Genomic DNA, 16235 nt, shown 5'->3' on the forward strand with positions numbered 1-16235 from the left:
ACGGGTGGCGGTTCCGGAAGCTCGCGCACCTCGCCTGTGGATAACTACCCTTGTTGTGTTGATGTGTCACCTGGGGCGCTGTGGATAACCTGCTGAGGGGCGCCAGTTCTCTAGCTGCTCAACGCTGACAGCTCCATCTGCAGGTTGCAATTGGAGCTGTCAGCGAGTTCGTTGATGGGTCAGCTAACTAAAACCGCAGGTCAGGGCGTTGCCGTTGAGAGCTCCAGTCGCTGACAGCTCCAGCGGCCACTGCAACCTGAATGGAGCTGTCAAGGAAAACGCCTGGTACCAGCCGCGCGCCTCGGCCCACCCCACCCCACGCCACTGCACAAACCCGTGCACCCCACCCCGTACACTGCCGGTATGCCGCACAGCGCCACGTACATCGCCGCGATTGATCAGGGCACGACGTCTACCAGGGTGATCATCACTGACACCGACGGGACGGTGGTGTCGCAGGCTCATTACGAGCACGCGCAGATCATGCCGCGCGAGGGTTGGGTGGAGCACGATGCGATGGAGATCTGGCGCAACACGCGCCGGGCGGTCGTGGAGGCGCTGGCGAAGCAGGACATCGCTGACGAGGACATCAGCGCGCTCGGCATCACCAACCAGCGCGAGACGGCGGTGATCTGGGAGAAGGACACGGGCCGGCCGATTTACAACGCAATCGTGTGGCAAGACACGCGCACGAACCCGGAGAGTACGGATGACCTGGGCAAATACTTGAAGCAGACGGGACTTCTGCACAACTCCTACCCGTCGGCGCCGAAGTGGGCGTGGATTCTGGACAACGTGGAGGGCGCGCGCGAGCGCGCGGAGCGCGGCGAGCTCCTCGCGGGCACGATGGACACGTGGCTGATCTGGAACCTCACGGGCGGTGCGCGTGACGCGGCGAACTCGCTCCACCTCACCGACGTGACCAACGCCAGCCGCACGCTGCTCATGGATCTCAACACGCTGGATTGGAGCGACGAGCTCTGCGAGGCGATGCGGGTGCCGCGGGCGATGCTGCCGGAAATTAAGCCGTCGATAGGCATGTTCGCCCCGGTGCGCAGCCGCGGCCCGCTCGGTGGGGTGCCCATCACGGGGGTGCTCGGTGACCAGCAGGCTGCGCTGTTCGGGCAGCACTGCCTGAAGCGGCACGACGCAAAGATGACGTACGGCACAGGCCTGTTTATGCTGCTCAACACGGGTGAGACGCCGGTGTTCAGCGAGACGGGCATGCTCACCACCGTCGCGTACCAGGTTGCGGGGCAGTCGCCGGTGTACGCGCAGGAGGGCTCGGTCGCGGTCGGCGGGTCGCTGATTCAGTGGCTGCGCGACCAGCTGGGCATCCTGAATTCCGCAGAGGAGACGGAGACACTCGCCGCGCAGGTGCCGGACTCGGGCGGTGTGACAATCGTGCCGGCGTTCTCGGGGCTCTTCGCGCCGCGCTGGCGCCCGGACGCGCGGGGGATTATCTGCGGGCTGACACGATTCGTCGATAAGCGGCACATCGCCCGCGCGGCGCTGGAGGCGACGTGTCTGCAGACGCTCGAGGTGGTGCGCGCGATGGGCGGCTCGCCGGACACGCTGAAGGTGGATGGCGGGATGACCGCGAACAACCTGCTCATGCAGATGCAGGCGGACATCCTCGGGTTCAACGTGGTGCGCCCGGCCAACATGGAGACGACGGTGATGGGTGCGGCGTCGGCGGCGGGGATCGGGGCTTCGCTTATCGACGTTCCTTTGAGCCTCGGCCCGACAACCACCTTCTCCGCAAGCTTGGGCAATGAAGAACGCGACCGCCTCCTCGCCAGGTGGGAGGACGCGGTCGCGCGGTCGTATAACCAGGTCTAGCGGTTGGTGATGATGTTCACCGTCTTGGTGGACGGGGTGAACACGATGGTGCCGCCCTCGAACTCCATGCGGATGTCGTCGGCGTTGATGCTGGTCTGCGCCGCAATCGGCAGGCCGAGCGGGCCGAGGTCGAGGCCCTGCTGCAGCCAGGCGTTGGCGATCTCGCCGACGAGGGAGAAGATCTGGCCCTGGGCGTCGCGCACGCCGATGCCGTTGGCGTAGAACGTCATCGCGGTGCCGTTCGGGCCGGACACGGTGCCGGCGGCCTTGCCCAGTGCGGGCTCGAGCTGCTGCCAGACACCGGCGACCTCGGAGCTGCCGACGACCTTCAGCGCCGGGGTGATGTACGGCGTGATGTCCTTGACGGTCAGGCCGGCGAGGAGTTCGGTGCCGCCGACGTTCTTGATGGCGTCGTCGAACATGCCCTGCTGGAAGGCGTAGATCAGCGCGACACCGGCGATGGTGCCTACGACGGTGGCGATGGCGACGGTGTCGCCCGAGGCGAGGTCCGACAGCAGCGTGGTGTTCACCTTCTGGGTGGTGCCCTGCTGGTTGGTCACCGTGGTGGTGGTGCCGTCCGGGCTGGTGATGGTGTTGGTGACGGTCTTGGTGCCGTCCGTGGTGGTCTCGGTGGTGCTCACCCGCGGGTTGGGCATGAGTGGGTTGGCGAACACCCGGGAGCTGCGCACCTGCGTGTACTTCACCTGCGCGGCGCCGCGGATGGCGCCCATGCGGGCGTAGAGGTAGTCGCCCGGGCACTGGTTGTAGTGGAAGTCCCGGTGCGCGTTGATGTTCGGGAACGTCGCGCCCTGGCCGGCGGCGTACTTGGAGCCGCGGAAGTCGAAGTCGGCAGTGTGGTAGCTGTAGCCCATCGGGTCGAAGCCCGCGACGGCGGCCTTCCAGCCGATGATCTCGCCGAGCGCGGAGATGGCCTGCGTGCTCGGGGTGGTCTGCATGTAGTCGCCGAGCAGGGACACGCCCCAGGTGTTCGTGTTGAAGCCGCCGACGTGGGCGCCCTGGACGGCGCGGTCGAGGCCGCCGGCGCGGCCTTCGTAGATGTTGCCGTACTTATCCACCAGCGCGTTGTAACCTATGTCGCCCCAGCCCTGGGTGACCGCGTGGTAGTGCCAGATGCCGCGGACGATGCCCGGCGCCTGCGCCTCGGTGTAGTTGTTCGAACCGGCGGTGTGGTGCACTGTGACCGCGGTGACCGGCTCGGTGTACGTCGGGGTGCGGGAAGCACCGGCGCCCCACTGCGTGCGGGTGATCACCTTTGGCATGTAGCGGGAGTAGGAATCAACGACCGGGGTGATGTCGCCGGCGACGGTGCCCACGCCGCCGTCGATGAACACCGCGTCCAAGTCGCGGGCGGTGGTGGGGGCGTCGGAAATCTGGCGCCCGCCCTCGAGCATGTCCACATTGCCGGTTGAGACCTGCACGCGCGTGGTCGGCTCGACGTAGATCGGCTCGGTGCCGAAGAGGTCGGAGCCGGCCGGCGGATCCAGCGGGTCCATGGCGTGCCACTCGTTCCACGTGCCGTCGGGACGCTGGGAGCGCACGTACGCCGCGATGTCGCGGTCGCCGCGCCAGGTCAGCGCGAAGATGGAGAACTCGCGGTCGCGGGTGAACTCCTTCACCACGCGGCGGACGTGCTCTTCCTCGCCGCCCTGGGTGCGGATCGCTGCGTCGTCGACGGTGACTTCCGCGCCGCCGGCGAACGAGGCGGTGTCGCTGTACACCTCGACGTCGGCGGGAGCCGCCGTCTGGACCTGCAGGATGCGGCCGTTGGAAAACATTGCGGCGGCGATCATGGCCGCGGTGAGGATCGCCGCGAGAAGCGCCGCGAGCAGCGGGTGCTTGGCGGCCGGGGCCGCCGGATTGAGGCGTCGTCGTTGTTGCACTGTTCATCTCCTGGGGCACATGTGAAAACAGTTAATCAATGTGCAGTGTAATGCACCCTCAAGTTTCAAGTAAGGGTTGAAGCTTCGGCGTGTCGCGCAAACAAACGTCGAAAAGCAACTATGCGAAAATAGGCCGCATGGAATACGACCTCATCGTTGTTGGATCCGGGTTCTTCGGCCTCACCGTGGCGGAGCAGGCCGCGAGCGAGCTGGGCAAGCGCGTGCTGGTGGTGGAGAAGCGCAGCCACATCGGCGGCAACGCGTACAGCGAGCAGGAGCCGGAAACCGGCATTGAGGTGCACAAATACGGTGCGCACCTCTTCCACACGTCGAATGACCGAGTGTGGGAGTACGTCATCCGCTTCACCGATTTCACGGATTACCAGCACCGCGTCTTCGCGATGCACGACGGCACCGCCTACCAGTTCCCCATGGGCCTCGGCCTGATCAACCAGTTCTTCGGCCGCTACTACTCGCCGGAAGAGGCGAAGGCGCTCATCGAGGAGCAGCGTGAGGGCCTCGACCCGGCGGCGGCGACGAACCTGGAGGAGCGCGGCATCGCGCTGATCGGCAAGCCGCTGTACGACGCCTTTGTGAAGCACTACACCGCCAAGCAGTGGCAGACCGATCCCACCGACCTGCCGCCGGAGATCATCTCCCGCCTGCCGGTGCGCTACACCTTCAACAACCGCTATTTCAACGACAAGTACGAAGGCCTGCCCGTCGACGGCTACGCGGCGTGGCTCGAGCGCATGGCGGAGCACGAGCTTATCGACGTTCGTTTGAACTCCGACTGGTTCGACATTCGCGACGAGGTCATGGCGGCGTCGCCGGGCGCGCCGGTGGTCTACACCGGCCCCGTCGACCGCTACTTCGACTACGCCGAAGGACGCCTGGGCTGGCGCACCCTCGACTTCGAGCAGGAAGTCCTAGAAGTCGGCGACTTCCAGGGCACCCCGGTGATGAACTACAACGACGCCGACGTGCCGTACACCCGCATCCACGAATTCCGCCACTTCCACCCGGAGCGCGCGGACGTGTACCCGGACGACAAGACCGTGATAGTGAAGGAGTACTCCCGCTTCGCCGAGGAAGACGACGAGGTGTATTACCCGATCAACACTCCCGAGGACCGCGAGAAGCTGCTCAAGTACCGCGAGCTGGCGGCTGAAGAGTCGCGTTCCGCACGCGTGCTCTTCGGCGGCCGCCTGGGCACCTACCAGTACCTGGACATGCACATGGCCATCGGCGCTGCGCTCAGCTTGTTCGACAACCACCTCCGCCCGTTCTTCGAGCACGGCGAGGCCATCAACCAGGCGCGCGGGCACTAGGGGGTCACGGATGCCTGAAGCAGCACGCGCTGAGATCCGCGCTGAGATTTTTGTGCACGACCAGTGCCCGCACTGCGCGGGAGTGATTGCAGGCTTTAAGCCCGAGCCCGGCGTGGAGCTGGTGAACATCAACGGCTCCTTGCCGGCGTTGAAGCGTTTCCTCGCGTACCGCGACGCGCTCGACGGATACACAGAGGTGAAGACAGCCGGCAAGGTCGGTGTGCCGTCGAAGGTGATCGACGGCGAGCGCGTCGAATTCTTCGACGAGGTGTAGTCGCGCACTGCTCGCTTGAGCGGGGGCCGACGTAGACTGCCCTGCGTGACTGTTTTCCTTGCCATCATCGGTTTGCTCCTCGCCACCGTGCTCGTCGCGGCGATCGGTGAGCGCACCGGCCTACCGTGGCCGGCGCTGTTGACCATTGCGGTGGCCCCGGTCCTGTTCATTCCGGGGATCCAGACCGTGAGCCTCGACACGCATTTGATCCTGCCGATCTTCCTGCCTCCGCTGCTGTGGTCGCTGGCCAGGCGAACGTCGTGGGGCATGATCCGCTCCCAGCTCAACGTGGTGCTGTCCATGTCCGTAGTGCTGGTGTTTCTCACCATCGCTGCGCTGACTGGTACCGCGATGTGGCTCATGCCCGGCATCGGTCTCGCCGGTGCGATGGTGCTGGCCGCGGCGATCGCGCCGCCGGATCCGGTCGCGGTAGATGCCGTGGCTGGCCCGGCCGGCATCCCGCGGCGCATCACCGGCACCCTGCAGACGGAGGGCTTGTTCAACGACGCCGCCTCGATCGTCGCGTTCAACGTCGCGCTGGCCGCATTGCTCGCCGGCGATGAGATCGATTTCGGGGCCGGATTCTTGAAGTTCCTGTACGCCGCGGTCGTCGCTGTGGTGATTGGCCTGATCGTCGGCAGGCTGGCAGCGTGGTTCATGGACCACGTGCCGGATTCGGTGATCCGCACTGCGTTCACCTGGGTGCTGCCGTTCGCGATTTACGCTGCGGCGGAGGAGATCCATGCGTCGGGAGTGATTGCGATCGTGATCGCAGCCGTTGAGATGAGCTCGCGTGCCTCCCTCACCGCGGAGGATCGCCTCTCCGGCCACTCGTTCTGGGAGACGGTGGAGCTGCTCTTCACCGGCCTCGCGTTCGGCCTGATCGGCATGAGCGTGCGCGACGCTATCGACGATGCGGGCACTAACTTCTGGGAGGCCGTGTGGATCGGTGTCGTGCTCTCCCTGGTCGCCTTCGCGGTGCGTTTCGCCTGGATGTGGGTCCTGTGCACGATGAATCAGCGCAAGGGTCGCACCAACGTTGCGCCGCTGCGTCTGCAGGAAGTGCTGCTCATGGCTTGGTCCGGCATGCGCGGCCTGGTCACGCTCGCGCTCGTGCTCTCGATCCCGGCCGGAACCATGGCCTACCACCACGAACTTTCCGTCATTGCGCTGTCGGTGCTCACCTTCACCATGGTGATCCCCGGCCTGCTCCTGCCGTGGCTTGTGCGCCAGCTCGACCTCGACAGCGGCCCCGACGCACGCGGCGACCGCGTCAACGCCGAGCTCAACGAGCGCGCCTACGCCGCTGCCCGCAAAGCCATTCAGGAACGCGGCCCTGAGCTCGCGCCCGAATCTTACGACATGGTGCAGGAATGGCTCGAGGCACTTTCTGAACGACGCCAGGTTGACCCCGAAGGTGCCCGCGAGCGTCGGGAAGCATTTGAGCGCGCCCGGGTTGCCGCGAGCGAGATGCAGCACGTTGCGCTCGCCGCGGCGACGAACGAGCTGCAGCGCGCCCGCCGCGAGCGACGTTACAACCCCGCGGACGTGGACGCGGTGCTCGCCGACCTCGACCGGCTCATGCTCGCGCGCGAACGCGATGCGCTGGCTGCGCCGCGCAGGCGTACCGACGACAGCGAGAACCGCTAGCCGCGCGGCGGCTGCTCACCCGGCTGGCCCGGGTGGCCTGGCTGGCCCGGCTGGCCTGGCTGTTCGCTGCCGAAGTCGCGCTGGTAGTGCGCGTCCCAGTCGAAACCGTCGTCGAAGTTCTGGGTGATCGCGTCGTTCTCCAGCTGCAAAGGGTCCGGCGCGGGCTCGGCGGGGTTCTGGAGCGCGCGGATGATGCACACCGCGCCGCCGATTGCGCCCGCGATGCCGATGAACACCGCCGTCGGCCCGTCAAGGAACACGAACGAGGCCACCGCGAGGATGATGAAGAACGCCCCGAGCGCGTAATCGCGTCCGGGATTGCCGCCGGTGTTGTCAGTGCTGGGAGTCCCAGGGGTGCCGTACTGATCCATGCCGGCCAGTGTAGGGGCGGGTGCCACGGCGAGGGTGCGGTACCGGTGGCGCCGCTCACGCTGACAGCTCCACTTAGGGTGACCTAAATGGAGCTGTCAGAGTTAGAGATGGAAAATCAGGTCGCAAAACCGCAGGTGGCGTGTTACGCGTGTGACTCGCTGTCGCTGACGGCTCCAGTTAGTCAAGCCTAAGTGGAGCTGTCAGCGCAGAAGGGGGGCACCGCGGCGACAAGGCAACCACCCGCGGCCATGCCCTGGCCGCTACTACCGCGCCTTGGGGGATGATGTTGCTCAGGGCGAAGTTGGCTTCTCGATCACGGCTGCCATGCCCTGGCCGCCGCCGATGCACATCGTCACCAGGGCGCGCTTCGCGTCGGTGCGCGCCATCTGGTGCGCGGCGGTGACCAGCATGCGCGCACCCGTCGCGCCAACCGGGTGGCCAAGCGAGATGCCGGAGCCGACCGGGTTGACGCGCGGGTCGTCCTCGGAAATGCCCCACGCGTCGAGCACGGCGAGGGCCTGGGCGGCGAATGCCTCGTTGAGCTCGATCAGGTCGATGTCGTCGAGGGTCAGGTCCAGGCGGCCCAGCACCTTCTCGGTGGCGGCGACAGGACCGATGCCCATGGTCTCCGGGGCGACGCCGGCGACGGCCCAGCCGCGCAGCACGGCCATCGGGGTCAGTCCCAGCTCCTCGGCCTTCTCGCGGGTGGTCACGATCATGGCAGCCGCGCCGTCGTTCTGGCCGGATGCGTTGCCCGCGGTCACGCTGGCGCCCTTGATCTTCATCACCGGGCGCAGCTTCGCCAGCTGCTCCTCGGTGGTGCCGGGGCGGATGTGCTCGTCCTTGTCCACGATCACCGGGTCGCCCTTGCGCTGCGGCACGCTCACGGGCACGATCTCGGCGCTGAAGTCGCCGTTCTCGGTGGCCGCCGCCGCGCGCGCGTGAGAGTTCACGGCCAGCTTATCCTGGCGTTCGCGGGTGACGGAGTACTCTTCGCGCAGGTTCTCGGCGGTCTCGATCATGCCGCCCGGGATCGGGTGGTGCTTGCCGCCGGCTTTCTCGCGGCCCTCCTGCAGGCGGTCGACAAATTCCATGGTGCCGCCCTTGGCACCCCAGCGAACCTTGCCGTCCACGGTGTACTCGGTGTTGGACATGGATTCCGCACCGCCGGCGATGATCACGTCGGCGGCACCGGCAGCGACGTGCGCGGCGGCTGTCGCCACCGCCTGCAGGCCGGAGCCGCAGCGGCGGTCGAGCTGCATGCCCGGCACGGACACGCCGCCTTCGCCCAGCTGGGTGTCCAGCGATACGATGCGGCCCAGCGCAGGCGCGGCGCCGTTGGGGCCGGCCTGGCCGAAGATCACGTCGTCGATCACGGCGGTGTCGATGCCGGATTCCTCAATCACCGCGTTGACCACGGTCGCCGCGAGGTCCTGCACGGGCACGCCGACGAAGGCGCCGCCGTAACGGCCGACCGGGGTGCGCTTGGGGTTGCAGATAACGATGTCAGTCATGGGGTTTCTCCTTCGTTGGGTGCTAGTTCAGGGCCGCGGTCCGCACGTCGTGCGAAATCGCGCGCGCCGTGGCTTGCAGGGAGGGCAGAAGCTTTTCGACGATTTCCTCGTACGTGTACGCCGCAACCTGCGTCGACACGTTGACGGCCGCCACCACGTTGCCGCGCTCGTCGAGGACGGGGCAGGCGACCGACCGCAGGCCAGCCTCCAGCTCCTGATCGACGATGCACCAGCCCTGCTCGGCGACGTCGGCGAGAATCTCGCGCAGTTTTTCCGGGTCGGTGACGGTCTTGGGGGTGAGCGGCGGGAAGTCGGACGTCGTCAAGTACTGCTCAAGCTGCTCCTGGGGGAGGCCGGCGAGCAGCACCCGGCCGAGCGCGGCGGCGTAGGCGGGGAAGCGGGTGCCGATGGTGATGTTTTCGCGCATGATGCGGTTCGCGGCGGCGCGGGCGACGTAGACCACGTCGCCGTCGTCGAGTACCGCGGCTGAGCAGGACTCGTCGAGCAGGCGCGAGGCGGACTGCAGGTGCGGCTGCGCGATCGCCGGCAGGCCCAGGCTGGAGAGGTAGGAGTAGCCGAGGCCGAGGACGTGCGGGGTGAGCCAGAACTCGGAGCCGTCGGTAAGCGCGTAGCCCTCGGCGACGAGCGTGTGCAGGAAGCGGCGGGTGGTGGCGCGGGGGAGGCCGGTGACTTCGGCGACCTGCGCGAGGGTTTGGCGCGGGCGGTCCGCGTCGAATGCGCGGATGACGGCCAAGCCGCGGCTGAGACTCTGGATGAGCTGCACGTTTGATTCTGGCTGCGGTGCTGCCATAGCAACCTCCCTTCGACGGTGATGGTGTAAGCATACTCGCAATCAGTTCGATATGTGAACCCTTGTGCAGAAAGCGAACCGCTGTTACGGTAGACACATGATTAATAAGGTGGTTTCTTCGGCAGAGGAGGCGGTCGCCGACATCCAGGACGGCGCCTCCATCGCCGTCGGCGGATTCGGTCTGGTCGGCATCCCGGCCAAACTCATTGAGGCGCTCCGCGCGCAAGGCGCGGGCGACCTGACGATCATTTCGAACAACCTGGGCACCGACGGCTTCGGCCTCGGCCTGCTGCTGGCGGACAAGCGCATCTCCCGCTCCATCGGCTCCTACCTGGGCACGAACAAGGAGTACGCGCGCCAGTACCTCGAAGGCGAGCTCACCGTGGAGTTCACCCCGCAGGGCACCTTGGCGGAGCGGATGCGCGCCGGCGGCGCGGGCATCCCGGCGTTCTACACCAAGGCCGGCGTGGGCACCCCGCTGGCCACCGGCGAGATCCCGACCCGCTACAACCCGGACGGCACCATCGCCGAGTACTCCAAGCCGAAGGAGCTGCGCGAGTTTGGCGGCGAGCAGTACGTGATGGAGGAGGCGCTGACTCCGGATTACGCCTTCGTGCACGCCGCGAAGGCGGACCGCTTCGGCAACCTCGTGTTTGCCAAGACGGCGCAGAACTTCAACCCGGACGCTGCGGTGTGCGGGAAGATCACCATCGTCCAGGCCGAAGAGGTTGTGGACGAGATCCCGGCGGCGGAGGTCAACCTGCCGGGCATCTACGTAGATCGGGTCGTGGAAGTCGGCCCGCAGGAAACCGGTATCGAGTTCAGGACGGTGAGCGAGTAATGGCCTGGTCGCGACAGGAAATGGCGGCGCGCGCCGCGAAGGAGCTCGAGAACGGGCAGTACGTCAACCTGGGCATCGGCATGCCGACGCTCATCCCCGGCTACCTGCCGGAGGGCCTCGAGGTGGTGCTCCACTCCGAGAACGGCATCCTCGGCGTCGGCCCGTACCCGAAGGACGATGAGGTTGATCCGCAGCTCATCAACGCCGGCAAGGAGACCATTACGGTTGCGCCGGGTGGTTCGTTCTTCTCGTCGTCGACAAGCTTCGGCATGATCCGCTCGCGCGCGATCGATGTCGCCGTGCTCGGCGCGATGGAGGTGTCCCAGTACGGCGACCTGGCCAACTGGATGATTCCAGGCAAGATGGTCAAGGGCATGGGCGGCGCGATGGACCTGGTCCACGGGGCGAAGAAGGTCATCCTCATGATGGAGCACACCACCAAGAAGGGCGATTCGAAGGTGCTCGCCGAGTGCCGCCTGCCGCTCACTGGCGCGAAGTGCGTGAACCTGATCATTACTAACCTCGCCGTCTTTGAGGTCGACGAGAAGAAGGGCCTCACCCTCATCGAGGTCGCCCCGGACGAGACCGTCGAGTCCGTCCGCGAAGCTACCGAGGCGCGGTTCGAGGTCGCGGTGTAGGTCCCTAGGATTCTTCCTCGGGCCACATCGAAAATTGCCCCATCGCGTCCGATGCGGGGTGGGAACGTAAGTACTCGCGCATGTAGGGAAGCTCGAAGTCGATGAACCCGTAGCCTGCCGGCTGGATCATTTCCGCGTCGATGAGGCGGCGCCGGTACTTACCGGCGTACTGGGCGTCCACACCGAGGCGCTCAGCCACATCCCCGATGCGCGATGGCCCATCATCGTGGGACATTGCGACGAGAAAAGTCCGATCGACCTGGGAGAGATCAGCGAGTGACGGTTCGTGGACAAGTTCGCCGAGGCGGCGGCGGGCATCTCCCACGCCTTTTTCGACGGCGTCGATGGCGATCTCATCGCCATCCGAGTTCCTGAACGCGTATTGCCCGACAAGCTGGATCATAAACGGGTATCCGCCGGTTGCTTCGCATGCAGCGCTGAGCGCGTCTTCTGTCCACGACCACCCAGCAGCTTCAACTGGCTCTCGCAAGGCGCGGGCAACCTCATTCTCTGAGATAAGGCCAATTTCTATGCGGTTCGCGCGGCGTAAAAACGTAACTGGGTTCTTCCCCTCGTTAGCCGCAAGTAGCGGTTTCACCGCGCTCGGGATGCCAGCCATAGCTACAGCGATTTCGCGCCCATCGCGAACCATGTGCTGGATGGTTGTTCCGAACTCCACGATGTCCTGCATATGCGCATAATGCAGTTCATCAAGCGTGATAAGCAGGCCAGTGGGGTCTTGCCGACGTTCGCGGTCGCGCGTCTCTTGAAGCTCGAAAAAATCCTCCAGTACAGAGCGAAGAGTCGGAGCGGGTTGGTGCGTTGCCGTGTGTTCCCACGTTGCTCCCGTGTTGAAGGGGAGAGTGAAACCGATGAGCCGGCGGCTTGGTACGTCAAAGTTGCGGTCAATGAGGCGCAAGATTGCATCTCGGATTCGAGTGGTGAACCCCTGCGTCGTCGTTTCCGAGACCACGTGCCACGATTGGGATCTGGCAGAGTCTTCCAGCTCGTTGAGTAACACGGTCTTGCCGATGCCGCGTGGTCCGGTCACAATCGAGATGCGTTCGTGCGCTCCGGGGCCGTCATACAACGCGTTGGAAAAATCCTGAACATATCGCTCGCGCCCGACTACTACCGGTGGAGTTCGTCCAAGCGTCGAGGTAAAGGGATTCCTTGGTCGTCGGCCGATAGCTGTCATAATTTCCGCTCTTTCCCGCATCTTTATTATCTCTTACTATCTTTACTATCTTTACTATCTTTACTATCTTTACTATCTTTACTATCTTTACTATCTTCCCGTCTGCATCTGGCCCGCTTTCTCTGCCGAAGTGGTCCGACGACACATTCCTCACTCGCCGCCCTGAGCCAATTTCCCAAACGCCAAGCAAACCGTTTTCAAAACGCCAAGCAGATTGCTTTCAAAACGCCAACCTAGACCCACTAGCTGCTACGATGAGGACCCATGGCTGACGGGTATTTACCGCGTCTCGCGGATGGCGAATTGGAAAGAGCACTCCGTCGTCAGGGCGGGGTACTGATTCAGGGGCCGAAAGGCTGCGGGAAGACAGAAACGGCGAAGCGGCAAGCTGCGAGTTTCCTCAACGTGGAGACGGATCCCGGTGTCGTACTTGCCATGGACACGGACCCGCGGCTGTTGTTGGAGGGCGCGACGCCGCGCCTGATCGATGAATGGCAGCTGCAACCGCGTCTCTGGGATTTCGCGCGGCACTCGATTGATGAGCGCCGGGCGAAAGGGCAGTTCATTTTCACCGGTTCCACGGCACCCGGGGCGGACGCGACGAGCCACTCGGGCGCTGGCCGGTTCGCCCGCATGACGATGTCGACGATGACCTTGTTTGAGACAGGGGAATCCGACGGGTCGGTTTCTCTTGCCGCGGTGGTCGCTGGTGACCCGTTGCCGTTCTCTGCGCCCGCACTGACACTGCCGGAACTCGCTGAAAGGGTGTGCCGGGGCGGATTGCCGTACAATGTTGGGCTTCCGCTTGGCGACGCCTTGGACAACGTCCAGGATTACATCCAAACCGTCGCCGACGTGGACATCCACACTGTCGGAGGGGTGAATCGTGACTCGGAGCGCGTAAGGCGGATGATCCGTTCGCTTGCTCGCGGCATCGGCACAGAGCTAGAGCTGCAAACCATCGCCACAGATTCCGATACCTCACGGGAAACAACACGGGACTATCTTGGCGCACTGGCGAGCATTTTCGTCTCCGTAGATCAGCCTGCTTGGTTCACGCACCTGCGCTCGAAGGCGACGCTGCGGAAAGCACCAAAGCGCCATCTCGCTGACCCCTCCTTCGCCATGGCTGCACTCGACCGCGGTCCGGAGCACCTGCTGCGCGATCCCGCCTATTTCGGCCAACTCTTTGAGTCCCTCGTGGTGCACGAACTGCGGGCTCTTACGGGCAGAACGGTCTACCACGCCCGTCTAAACACGAAATTAGAGGTAGACGCGGTCGCGAACGTCGGCGGACGGGACGTGCTCGTCGAGGTGAAGCTCGGGTACAGTCCCGAGGTAATCGATCACGCCGCCGACACTCTGAAACGGTTCGCTGGCCAGCTAGAGGACGATCCGGCGTTGGTGGTAATCACCTCTGGTGGCCCTGCCATTCGACGAAACGATGGTGTAGCCGTCATCCCGATTGGGGCGCTTGGGCCGTAGCTAAATGCTCGTTTCGGAGGAGTGCACCGTCAATTTCTTCAGCGTCGCCCACATCACTAAACAGGTAGAAGTTTGGAGGATCCGACCAAAATTGGCCACATAAAAGGTGGGCATGAGCCGTGTAGGTGGAGAATATGCTCATTCAGAGTTCGGATTAGCCGGCTTGTTACTTCACGCAGATAAGCGATAGTGGCAGGCCAGTTGATGGCTTCGTCGTAAGGGTTGGTTGCGTGAAGTAGAGAAAATCAACCTTCCCCAAATTTCTGCTACTTCCTCCTCTTCGATCCGCCCATCTGTATCTTTCCACTCGATCCGGCCGTCGGGATGGCGAACCTGCGTTACGCCTCGGGGCCAATACCGAGTGTTCAATCGTCACAGCGAAGTACTGGTGTGGTTTAGCCACACGCATACGCAGCTCCCCGTCCATTTCATCGAACGCGGTGAAATCCACGAAGATCTGGCCGAAATGCTCGACATTGAACAAGCCCCACATGAGCATGTCGAATTCGGTCATCTGCTCGCCGTCAACGACGACGAGGGGAGCCTGTTCAAATGGTTCTCCGTCATCGTCGACACGCCATGTGCTCATGTGCTCGCGCGGGGTGAACGACGTGCCGTAGATGGCATCGATGCCGTCGGAAGCGACCACAAAGTTGGCGAAGCGGAACGCCATCGGGAATTCTTCAACGTAGGTTCGGAGCTGGTTGAACGCATTCTCGACGGTGGCCGTGGAACCGGACTGTTTCAATTCGATGATCCCTAACGGCATCCCGTTGACATACAGCACAACGTCAAACCGCCGCTCCTTGTCCAGATTCCGGATGGTGATCTGGTTCGCCACGATGTAGTCGTTCTTGGACGCGTCGCCGGAGAAGAAGGTGATGGTCGGGTTCTGACGCTTCCCGTTGGGGTCGTAGGTGTGCGTAGCGTTTTCCGCTTCCGCTGCACGGCTACCGCATGGCCCTGAAACTGAAGAAGTGATCGGGGAAACTCCCGTCAACGAAAGGTTGAATATTCCTGCGCAGACACTGCAAGTTACGTGTTTTAACTCACTAGCTGGGAGGTGGGGGAGGGCGGCGCTGGATGGGCGCGTGGGTTCTGCTGTTGCTGAACCTTGTGAGTTGGATGTTCTGGTGGTCTTCTGTGTGGGATCAGGGGTTATGAACTGCGGCCGGGGCACCTTTCGCCATTGCTAACGTTGAAAAGATCTGGGGGAGATGACACCTTCTAACGTATCGAACGTAGGTGAGCAAGGGAGCGAATCTGATAAGCCCTTTCACGGCTCGCCTGCTGAACCACCCTGAGTGCGGCTGGACTCGCGGCTGAAGTGCGGTGGACCGCCTCATTATCGCGCGCGACCGCAAGGCGCTGGCGGCTCCGAGCATGATGTGGCAGCAGTAAGAGCCTTTGCTGATTAACAAGCCCCACACTTGTGTTAGGGTAGGCAATCCTATATAGTCCGTGCAGTGAGCTTCCGGCCCTTCCTTGCAAAAGTCGTTCGCAGCGAGCGCATCGCACCGAGTTTTCAACGTGTGACGTTCACTGGTGTCGACGCAATGGGCCCCGCTGTGCCCATCATGGACCTGCGGATCAAACTCATCATCCCGTCGGAGGCGGGGCTTGTCGATTTGCCGGCCGAGGGGTGGTGGGACCTCTGGCGCGCGATGCCGGAACAAGTGCGCGGGCATCTCCGTACCTACTCCATTCGCGACCTCCGGCGCAACGACGGTAACCCGGACGAACTCGATGTGGATTTCGTGCTGCACAGCCACAACGCTGGGCCGGCCTCCGCGTGGGCGGAAAGCGCACTGCCCGGGCAGAAGCTGTGGATCATCGGTCCGACCCGCGATGACGCGTCCGGCGTCGGCATCGAATTCGCTCCTGGCACCGCCGCGGCCGCTCGACTGTACGGCGATGAAACTGCTCTCCCGGCGATCTCCCGAGTGTTGGAGGACTGGCCCGAAAACCTCGCCGGTTCCGCCGACATTGAGGTGCCGGTGGGCAACGCACTCCAAATCGATGCGCCTGCCCACGTTGACGTCCGTTGGCACTTCCGCACCGAGCCCGAAGCCGGGCATGGGGACATGCTTTACGCGCAGCTCAAACAGGACATTGAGCTGCTGCGAGCCCCAGTAGGTCCCACCGCCGATGAGCCTGATAACGACGAAGAGGATCAGCGAGACCGAGACAATGTCTGGGAAACCCCGACGTATTCAGGAAGCGGGGAGCCCATCAACGGTGGGGCGGGCGCGTCCGGCCACACCTACTACTGGATCGCCGGCAAGAACACTTCGGTGAAAGCGATGCGTCGCCTGTTGGTAAATGAGGCAGGGTTGCCGCGCCAGCACGTCTCGTTTATGGGGTACTGGCGGTGACAG

13 protein-coding genes and 1 pseudogene are annotated in these 16235 nt (G+C 64.2%); 8 read left to right on the plus strand and 6 right to left on the minus strand.

Going from position 1 to position 16235, the window contains the following annotated elements; genetic code table 11:
• The first annotated feature begins 363 nt into the window (after positions 1–363).
• The gene (glpK, locus tag M5J20_RS04895) at positions 364–1842 is read left to right on the plus strand and encodes a glycerol kinase GlpK (protein ID WP_253577074.1); all 1479 of its coding nucleotides are present in this window, start codon (positions 364–366) and stop codon (positions 1840–1842) included.
• Here the strand turns inward: glpK and M5J20_RS04900 are convergent.
• Entirely contained in the window at positions 1839–3743 is a 1905-nt protein-coding gene (locus tag M5J20_RS04900; protein ID WP_253577077.1) for an N-acetylmuramoyl-L-alanine amidase, read from the minus strand. The two genes, glpK and M5J20_RS04900, sit on opposite strands and share 4 nt — an antisense overlap.
• A 137-nt stretch (positions 3744–3880) precedes the next feature.
• On the opposite strand from M5J20_RS04900, the gene glf reads away from it, so the two are divergent.
• From glf to M5J20_RS04915, 3 genes are read left to right on the plus strand one after another with little or no spacing between them, the layout of a single operon-like run.
• Positions 3881–5074, plus strand: coding sequence for a UDP-galactopyranose mutase (gene glf, locus M5J20_RS04905; RefSeq protein ID WP_253577080.1), 1194 nt, complete (start codon positions 3881–3883; stop codon positions 5072–5074).
• Positions 5075–5084: 10 nt separating this feature from the next.
• Positions 5085–5348 carry a hypothetical protein gene (locus tag M5J20_RS04910; protein WP_253577082.1) on the plus strand — a complete coding sequence of 88 codons (264 nt, stop codon included), beginning with the start codon at positions 5085–5087 and terminating at the stop codon, positions 5346–5348.
• Between the two features lie 45 nt (positions 5349–5393).
• Positions 5394–6998 carry a cation:proton antiporter gene (locus M5J20_RS04915; protein ID WP_253577083.1) on the plus strand — a complete coding sequence of 535 codons (1605 nt, stop codon included), beginning with the start codon at positions 5394–5396 and terminating at the stop codon, positions 6996–6998.
• On the opposite strand, the gene M5J20_RS04920 is transcribed toward M5J20_RS04915, so the two are convergent.
• The 3 genes from M5J20_RS04920 to M5J20_RS04930 all read right to left on the minus strand — a co-directional run bounded on the left by M5J20_RS04920 (position 6995) and on the right by M5J20_RS04930 (position 9695).
• Complete coding sequence (locus M5J20_RS04920; protein WP_253577085.1) at positions 6995–7369, minus strand: hypothetical protein; 375 nt, start codon at positions 7367–7369, stop codon at positions 6995–6997. The genes M5J20_RS04915 and M5J20_RS04920 overlap by 4 nt on opposite strands.
• A gap of 291 nt (positions 7370–7660) precedes the next feature.
• Entirely contained in the window at positions 7661–8884 is a 1224-nt protein-coding gene (locus tag M5J20_RS04925; protein WP_253577086.1) for an acetyl-CoA C-acetyltransferase, read from the minus strand.
• A 22-nt stretch (positions 8885–8906) separates the two neighbouring features.
• A complete protein-coding gene (locus M5J20_RS04930; RefSeq protein WP_253577088.1) occupies positions 8907–9695 on the minus strand; it encodes an IclR family transcriptional regulator domain-containing protein in 789 nt (262 codons plus the stop codon).
• A 97-nt stretch (positions 9696–9792) separates the two neighbouring features.
• Between M5J20_RS04930 and M5J20_RS04935 the strand changes: the two genes are divergently transcribed.
• Positions 9793–10536 carry a CoA transferase subunit A gene (locus M5J20_RS04935; protein ID WP_253577090.1) on the plus strand — a complete coding sequence of 248 codons (744 nt, stop codon included), beginning with the start codon at positions 9793–9795 and terminating at the stop codon, positions 10534–10536.
• Positions 10536–11174, plus strand: a complete 639-nt coding sequence (locus tag M5J20_RS04940) for a 3-oxoacid CoA-transferase subunit B (RefSeq protein ID WP_253577092.1) — start codon at positions 10536–10538, stop codon at positions 11172–11174. The genes M5J20_RS04935 and M5J20_RS04940 overlap by 1 nt, the downstream gene beginning before the upstream one ends.
• Positions 11175–11178: 4 nt before the next feature.
• Here the strand turns inward: M5J20_RS04940 and M5J20_RS04945 are convergent, their stop codons facing one another.
• Positions 11179–12372: an ATP-binding protein gene (locus M5J20_RS04945; RefSeq protein ID WP_253577094.1), complete on the minus strand. Its 1194-nt coding sequence runs from the start codon at positions 12370–12372 to the stop codon at positions 11179–11181.
• 264 nt (positions 12373–12636) lie between these two features.
• On the opposite strand from M5J20_RS04945, the gene M5J20_RS04950 reads away from it, so the two are divergent.
• Positions 12637–13857: an ATP-binding protein gene (locus M5J20_RS04950; protein ID WP_253577095.1), complete on the plus strand. Its 1221-nt coding sequence runs from the start codon at positions 12637–12639 to the stop codon at positions 13855–13857.
• Between the two features lie 370 nt (positions 13858–14227).
• On the opposite strand, the pseudogene M5J20_RS04955 reads toward M5J20_RS04950, so the two are convergent.
• Positions 14228–14773: pseudogene (locus M5J20_RS04955) on the minus strand (type I restriction endonuclease); the annotation flags it as partial.
• A gap of 550 nt (positions 14774–15323) precedes the next feature.
• On the opposite strand from M5J20_RS04955, the gene M5J20_RS11490 reads away from it, so the two are divergent.
• Positions 15324–16232, plus strand: coding sequence for a siderophore-interacting protein (locus M5J20_RS11490; protein ID WP_253577099.1), 909 nt, complete (start codon positions 15324–15326; stop codon positions 16230–16232).
• The last annotated feature ends 3 nt before the right edge of the window (positions 16233–16235 follow it).

It is taken from the genome of Corynebacterium stercoris (assembly GCF_024160105.1).
In the GTDB taxonomy this organism is placed as follows: domain Bacteria; phylum Actinomycetota; class Actinomycetes; order Mycobacteriales; family Mycobacteriaceae; genus Corynebacterium; species Corynebacterium stercoris.